Source organism: Streptomyces sp. NPDC051173 (assembly GCF_040689515.1).
Lineage (GTDB): Bacteria > Actinomycetota > Actinomycetes > Streptomycetales > Streptomycetaceae > Streptomyces.
On the sequence record NZ_JBFBBD010000074.1, the window covers coordinates 26,548 to 33,025 of the forward strand.

A 6,478-nucleotide genomic window follows, 5' to 3' on the forward strand; every position below is an offset into this window, starting at 1 on the left:
GACATGAGGACTCCGAAGTCGCTCAAGGCCGCTGCCCTGCTGGCCGTGCCGCTGGTGGCGAGCATGGCGCTGAGCACCGCCCCGGCGGCGGCACACACGGCGGGTGCCCGCCCGGCGGCCGGTGCCGGGGACGTCACGCTGACGAACGCCGACAACGGCCGGCAGCTGGACGTCACGACCGGTGACGGCGTCAAGGTGCAGCTGACCGGCTCCCGTTCGCAGGGCGCCACGTGGGCGTGGAGCCTGCCCACGAGCGGGTCCCCGAGCTTCGACCGCACGACGGCCGGTGCGTCGCAGGACGGCGACGCGACGGCGACGTTCCGGGCGGTGCGGCCCGGGACCGCAGAGATCGAGGCGTACCAGCGGTGCATTCCGGACCCGGGCTACCTCTGTCCGCAGGTGGTCATCCCGTGGAAGGTGACCTTCACCGTGCGGGAGGGGGCGCGCGCCGAGCTCTCCCTCCTCGACCTCATCGGCCGGGCGACGGACCGGGTGCGCGAGTCGAATCCGCAGGCCGTGCTGATGGTCGCGGCAGGGGACTCGCCGAGCGGGCCGACCAAGGACATGGCGGAGGTGACGCACTGGCGGTTCGTCTTCAACAACCGCGACAACTCCTCCGCGGAGGTCAGTGGCGACCTCGACGGCACCCTGGGGCCGGTCACCGGGCACAAGAGCCGGTGGGTCGGCGCGCTGCCGGTCGACGAGGAGGTCACGATGACGCCTGCCCAGGCGTACGACCGGCTCGCGGACGCCGGTCACGGTGACGCGTTCCGGTACGTCTCCCTGGTGAAGCCGATGGGCACTCCCCCGTGGCGCTTGCAGTACCACTTCTCGAACCACCCCGGCGGCTGCGACGGCTACGCCGTCTTCGTCGGCTCGGGTGACGTGTCCCCCATCTGCGGCAAGTGAGCGAGCCCGCGTGAGCGCGCGCCGGACATCGGTTTCACCTTCCGGCCACTGACCTGGCACATGGACGCCGGACCTGACAAGGCGTCACCCCCCACGCACACGGATCACCGTGGGGTACGTGCCGACCGCCTCGCCCGCAGGACGCCCGCGATCCGCAGGCACCAGTCCCGGTGTCCCTCTTCGAAGGCCAGGCCGCGCAGGCAGGTCAGATAGGGCCCGATCCGCGCCCCCCGGCTCAGGAACTCCTCCTCGTCGGTGTCGCCGCGCATCCGCCGCAGGAGTTCGCCGAAGAGCCCGACCCTGGCGTCGGCCGCGGCCGCCCGTTCCTCCAACTGGTCGATCACCGGCCCGGTGTCGACGCGATCGGCGGCCTGGACCTTGACGAGCAGGTCGTCGCGGATGAACGAGGGCTTCGACACGGCCGCCGCGAACCGCTCCAGCTCCGCGAGACCGGCGTCGGTGACGTGGAACAGGCGCTTGTTGGGCCTGGCCTCCTGGACCACCTGACGGCCCGCGACCAGCCCCTCCCTCTCCAGCTTGGTCAACTCCGCGTACAACTGCTGCGGCAGGGCGTGCCAGAAGTTCGCGACGCCGACGTCGAACGCCTTGGCCAACTGGTAACCGCTGAGCTCGCCGTCCAGCAGCGCCGCCAGCACCGCGTGCCGCAGAGCCATCGAAGCGCCCCCTTCCCTTTCCTCTCCCTCCCGGGCAGCATACTCAAGGAAATGACTAGTCAGATCCTTGAGTATCAGGAGGAGTCATGGAGACCGCCGCACGCTTCCGCGCCGCCGTCGAGGCACACGATTTCGACGCGATGGAAGACCTGTTCACCGAGGACATACGCTTCTACAGCCCCGTGAAGTTCACCCCCTTCGAGGGCAGGCCCATGATGCTCGGGCTGCTGAGGGTGCTGCTGCGCACCTTCGAGGACTTCCGCTACGTCGGCCACTTCACGGGCGAGGCCGAGACCAGCGCCGGCGGTGACGAGGCTCCGTCCGCGGTCCTCCCCTTCCGGGCCACCGTGCACGGCAAGCAGGTCCACGGCATCGACCTGCTCCAGTTCGACGGGGCGGGCAGGGTGAAGGAGTTCACGGTGATGGTCCGGCCGCTGTCCGCCGTGCACGCCCTGAGCGAGGCCGTGTTCGCGGGCCTGGTCGCCGACGGCCTCGTCCCCGGGCCCGTCGGCGACTGAACCTTCTCCGCCGCCCCTTCGACGCCTTCGGGGTCAGGCAGCCGGTCCGGACGTGACGCCGCGGATCAGGTCGGCGGCCTTCTCCGCGATCATGATGGTGGGCGCGTTGGTGTTGCCCCGTAGGAGGGTCGGCATGACCGAGGCGTCGGCCACCCGCAGCCCGCTCACCCCGTGCACCCGGAGCTCGTAGTCGACGACCGGGCCCATCGCGCAGGTGCCCGCGGGGTGGTAGAGCGTGTGCAGTTCACGCCGGGCGTGGTCCAGGAGGTCGGCATCGCTGTCGGAACGCGGCACGAGGTGGTCGGAGCGCCGGTGCGCCCGCAGGGCCGGGCGCCCGGCGATGTCGAGCAGCACCCGCAGGGCCCGGACCGCCGCCGCGCGGTCCTCCTCCGTGGAGAGGTAGTTGTGCAGGATCCGCGGCTTGGCGCCGGGCAGGGTGGACCGCAGGGAGACCTTGCCTCGGCTGGTGGCGGTCAGCAGCACCGCGCCGTGGTGGAACCCGTGCAGGGCCGGTGAGCCGAGACCCTCCTCGTGGAACATCCCCGGCAGCGCGTGGATCTGCACGTCCGGGGCGTCCAGCCCGTCGAGCGTGCGGACGAAGCCACCGGCCTCACCCGCGTTCGAGGTGAGCGGCCCGCGCCCCTCGGACTCCAGCAGCGCGAGGTTCTCGGCGGTCCGCGCGGTCAGCAGGGTCTCCGTGTCGGTGAGATGGATCAGGGGTAGGTGCCCGTGGTCCTGGAGGTTCTCCCCGACGGGGAGGTCGGCGCGGGGCTCGATGCCGAGCGCTTCGAGCTCGGCGGCGATGCCGATTCCCGAAAGCATCAGGATCTGCGGCGAGTTGTAGGAACCCGCCGCGAGGACGACCTCCCGCTCCGCGCGCAGTTCCATCGGCACGCCGTACCGTTCGGCCTCGACGCCGACGACCCGCTCGCCGGAGAAGAGCAGCCGGGTGCACTGGGCGCCGGTGAGCACCTGGAGGTTCGGCCGCTCCATGGCGGGGCGCAGGTACGCGTCGGCCGTGCTGCACCGCAGGCCGTCGCGCTGGGTGAGGTCGTAGGGGCCGAAGCCGTCCTGCCGGGGGCCGTTGAAGTCCGGGTTGAAGGGGTGGCCCGCTTCCAGCGCCGCCTCCACATAGGCCGTCATCAGCGGATGGCGGGAGCGGCCTTCGCTGACGGTGAGGGGGCCTCCGGCGGCGTGCCAGCGCGACGGGCCGCCGTGGTGGTCCTCGGCGCGCAGGAAGTAGGGGAAGACCTCGTCCCAGCTCCACCCCTTGGCGCCGGCGTCCGACCAGGCGTCGTAGTCCGCGTGGTTGCCCCGGATGTAGACCATCGCGTTCATGGAGGACGAGCCGCCGAGCATCCGGCCGCGTGGGAGGTAGCGGCGGCGGCCGTCCAGCCCCGGCTCGGGCTCCGTCATGTAGTCCCAGTCGTACGCGGTCCGGAAGAGCTGCGCGAACGCCACCGGGACGTGGATCTCCGGGACGTCGTCGGCGGGGCCGGCCTCCAGCAGCAGTACACGGACGCCCGGGTCCTCGCTGAGCCTCGCCGCCAGCACGCAGCCGGCCGATCCCGCCCCCACCACGATGTAGTCGTGGGTTCCGTCACTCATGGGCTTCCCCTCCCTGATGAACGGCGTGCCGTGCCGGCGCACGGCAGTTGCCGGACCGCCCGCACCGGAGCCCGGCCCCGCGGCCGGTGGGCGTGGGAGTCCGACCTCGGCAGCGTAGGTCACGGCGAAAGGCCCGGACACCCGTCGCACGGGCCGGAATCACGGCGGGCGGCGCGTTTCCCACGGGTGACCTCAACTGGCCTGATACCTCATGGCGATGACCGCCGCCGGGGCATAGGTTCGCCGCGTATTCCCGACCTTTTGGAGGTACGTGATGAAACGCCAGCTCGTCACGGGCGCGATAGCCGCCGCGTGTCTGCTCGTACCCTTCCAGGCCCACGCCATGGCCCCGCAGGCCGCGGCCCCGGCCGCCGTGTGGGACAAGTGCGAGGCCGCGCTCGACTCGCCGCACGAGTCGCACACCAATCCGGACGTCATCAATGTCCACGCCGACCTCAAGGGCTGCAAGCAGAAGATGCCCGAATACTCGATCTCCGTCACCCTCTACAAGGAAGGCACCCAGGTCGCGCACAACACCGGCTCCGGCAAGAACAAGTTCAAGGCGCGGGTCGTGGCCAACTGGCCGCCGCCGAAGGGCCAGTGCCACTCCTACTCGGCCAAGGCGACCTTCACCATCACGGCCGGGGGCCAGGCGCACAGCACCACCCTGGAGAACCACAGCCAGGGCAAGATCTGCATCAAGAAGTAACCGCTCACCGTGGCCGGTCCGGCCATGGTGCCCGCCCGGCCACGCCCCTCCTTCCTCAAGGCGCACAGCATGAACGGATACACCGTCTTCCTCGCGGTCACCGACCGGATCGGCCAGCCGGCTCCAGCTTTTGCCCTCACCGCGTTCGCCGTGGAGACCGCGCGCCTCGGGGAGGCCGAGGAGCGCGCGGCGTCCGCGCTCACCGGTCTCGCGCCCGGCGCGGCCTGGCTCGGCCTGGCCCCGTCCGTACGGCGGGAGGTCGTCACCCGGGTGCGCACGGTGCCGCACCACTGGGTGGACCACACCGAGCACGACCGGGAGCCCGCGCGCTCGGCCGCTCCCCTGGCCGACTGCCTGCGCAGCCTGGCCACCGGCCCCTTCGCCGAGGTCACCGCCCGGCCGTACACCGTGTACGTCGCCGGCGGGTACCCCGTCGGCGACGCGGCGTCGGCCCCCTTCCTCTCCGGCGCCCAGGCCGTCCACCCTGACGCCGAAGCGCGCTTCCCCGCGCTCGCGCGCCTCACCGCCCTTCTCGCATCGGCCGCCGCGCCCTCGATCGACGCCGCCGTCCCGGACGAGGAAGACCTGTACGACGCCTTCGACCGGTACACCCTCGGCGGTCTGGCCTGAGCCGTGCGGGACGGCACGCCTTGACGTGACGTGAGAGAGCACGCGCGTCCGCGGCGGGGGGGGCCGCGACCCACGTCCGGGAGCCGCGCGGCGGCTACGGCGGCCCGGTTTCCCCCTCCGTACCCGGAATGGCCCACGAGGCGGCGGGCGCGGGGGAAGCCGACGTGCTCGGCGACGGCGAGCAGGTGGTGCAGGTGACGGCGTTCCCGCACCATGAGCGCACCTATAGATGACATCGATAGAAGTCATGGTCAACAACTCTTGGACGCTATAGGTGCAGGTCGTGCATGGTGGATCCCGTCAGCCCCACGGGGCAGACAGCCACCGAAGGGAGTGACCATGCAGGACCTCACCGAGGGCGTCGCACGGTTCCAGCGGGACGTCTATCCGGCCAAGGCGGAGCTCTTCGCCCACCTGGCCGCGCACCACCGGCCGACGACGCTGTTCATCAGCTGCTCCGACGCCCGCGTCGTACCCGAGCTGATCACCCAGAGCGAGCCGGGCGAGCTGTTCGTCATCCGTACCGCCGGGAACCTGGTGCCCGCCTACAGCCCCGAAGCCGACGGGGTGGCGGCGAGCATCGAGTACGCCGTCGCCGTCCTGGGCGTCACCGACATCGTGGTCTGCGGGCACTCCGCCTGTGGCGCGATGACCGCCCTCGCCGAGCACCACGACCTCAGCGGCGCACCCGCGATCGCCGACTGGCTGCGGCACGCGGACGCCTCCCTGGCCCGCACCGACATCGAGGCCGGTGCGCAGCGCGTGGCGTCCCTGGTGCGCGAGAACGTGCTCGCCCAGCTGGCGAACCTGGCCACCCACCCCTCGGTCGCCCGCGCCCTGGCGCAGCGGAAGGTGAACCTGCGCGGCTGGGTCTACGACATCCCCACCGGCACCGTCGAGGACCTCGACGCCACCGCCCTCGCGGCCTGAGCCCCCCAAAAAAATCTCCGCCGCTCCCCCTTTTCCCCGCGAGCGGCACATCCGAAAGGAATCCCTCCCATGGTGCACGCCCAGTTCGACCCCACCGCCCGTGAGCAGCTCGCCGTCGCCGCGGTCGAGGCCAAGATCCGCAAGGACCTGTCCTGGCAGCAGATCGCCGACGCCGCGGGCCTGTCCGTCGCCTTCGTCACCGCCGCCGTGCTCGGCCAGCACCCGCTGCCCGAGGCTTCGGCCAAGGCGGTCGCCGAGCTCCTGGGCCTGGACGACGACGCCGCGATGCTGCTGCAGGCCGTCCCGACCCGGGGCTCCATCCCCGGCGGCATCCCGACCGACCCGACCATCTACCGCTTCTACGAGATGCTCCAGGTCTACGGCACCACGCTGAAGGCCCTGGTCCACGAGGAGTTCGGTGACGGCATCATCTCCGCGATCAACTTCAAGCTGGACGTGAAGAAGGTCGCCGACCCCGAGGGCGGCGAGCGCGCCGTCAT

8 protein-coding genes are annotated in these 6,478 nt (G+C 71.5%); 6 read left to right on the top strand and 2 right to left on the bottom strand.

The features are described from left to right. Positions 1-3: 3 nt before the first annotated feature. Positions 4-909 carry a hypothetical protein gene (locus AB0435_RS28210; protein ID WP_366007997.1) on the top strand — a complete coding sequence of 302 codons (906 nt, stop codon included), beginning with the start codon at positions 4-6 and terminating at the stop codon, positions 907-909. A gap of 104 nt (positions 910-1,013) precedes the next feature. Here the strand turns inward: AB0435_RS28210 and AB0435_RS28215 are convergent, their stop codons facing one another. Then, the gene (locus AB0435_RS28215) at positions 1,014-1,583 is read right to left on the bottom strand and encodes a PadR family transcriptional regulator (RefSeq protein WP_366007998.1); all 570 of its coding nucleotides are present in this window, start codon (positions 1,581-1,583) and stop codon (positions 1,014-1,016) included. Positions 1,584-1,669: 86 nt separating this feature from the next. Between AB0435_RS28215 and AB0435_RS28220 the strand changes: the two genes are divergently transcribed. Next, the gene (locus AB0435_RS28220; protein ID WP_366007999.1) at positions 1,670-2,101 is read left to right on the top strand and encodes a nuclear transport factor 2 family protein; all 432 of its coding nucleotides are present in this window, start codon (positions 1,670-1,672) and stop codon (positions 2,099-2,101) included. A gap of 33 nt (positions 2,102-2,134) precedes the next feature. Here AB0435_RS28220 and AB0435_RS28225 read toward each other — a convergent pair whose 3' ends face one another. Further along, positions 2,135-3,709, bottom strand: a complete 1,575-nt coding sequence (locus AB0435_RS28225; protein ID WP_366008000.1) for a GMC family oxidoreductase N-terminal domain-containing protein — start codon at positions 3,707-3,709, stop codon at positions 2,135-2,137. A gap of 274 nt (positions 3,710-3,983) precedes the next feature. Here AB0435_RS28225 and AB0435_RS28230 point away from each other — a divergent pair, with 274 nt between their 5' ends. From AB0435_RS28230 to cynS, 4 genes are all read left to right on the top strand, one after another. After that, positions 3,984-4,418 carry a hypothetical protein gene (locus AB0435_RS28230; protein ID WP_366008001.1) on the top strand — a complete coding sequence of 145 codons (435 nt, stop codon included), beginning with the start codon at positions 3,984-3,986 and terminating at the stop codon, positions 4,416-4,418. 69 nt (positions 4,419-4,487) lie between these two features. Then, complete coding sequence (locus AB0435_RS28235; protein WP_366428249.1) at positions 4,488-5,048, top strand: hypothetical protein; 561 nt, start codon at positions 4,488-4,490, stop codon at positions 5,046-5,048. 339 nt (positions 5,049-5,387) lie between these two features. Next, a complete protein-coding gene (locus AB0435_RS28240) occupies positions 5,388-5,978 on the top strand; it encodes a carbonic anhydrase (RefSeq protein WP_366008003.1) in 591 nt (196 codons plus the stop codon). A gap of 69 nt (positions 5,979-6,047) precedes the next feature. Then, a partial coding sequence (gene cynS / locus AB0435_RS28245) for a cyanase (protein ID WP_366428250.1) occupies positions 6,048-6,478 on the top strand: 431 nt, incomplete at its 3' end.

Bases quoted from the DNA above. Each gene is read 5' to 3' on its own strand.
- AB0435_RS28240 (WP_366008003.1), top strand. From the start codon at position 5,388: ATGCAGGACCTCACCGAGGGCGTCGCACGGTTCCAGCGGGACGTCTAT.
- AB0435_RS28230 (WP_366008001.1), top strand. From the start codon at position 3,984: ATGAAACGCCAGCTCGTCACGGGCGCGATAGCCGCCGCGTGTCTGCTC.
- AB0435_RS28225 (WP_366008000.1), bottom strand. From the start codon at position 3,709: ATGAGTGACGGAACCCACGACTACATCGTGGTGGGGGCGGGATCGGCC.
- AB0435_RS28210 (WP_366007997.1), top strand. From the start codon at position 4: ATGAGGACTCCGAAGTCGCTCAAGGCCGCTGCCCTGCTGGCCGTGCCG.
- AB0435_RS28220 (WP_366007999.1), top strand. From the start codon at position 1,670: ATGGAGACCGCCGCACGCTTCCGCGCCGCCGTCGAGGCACACGATTTC.
- AB0435_RS28235 (WP_366428249.1), top strand. From the start codon at position 4,488: ATGAACGGATACACCGTCTTCCTCGCGGTCACCGACCGGATCGGCCAG.
- AB0435_RS28215 (WP_366007998.1), bottom strand. From the start codon at position 1,583: ATGGCTCTGCGGCACGCGGTGCTGGCGGCGCTGCTGGACGGCGAGCTC.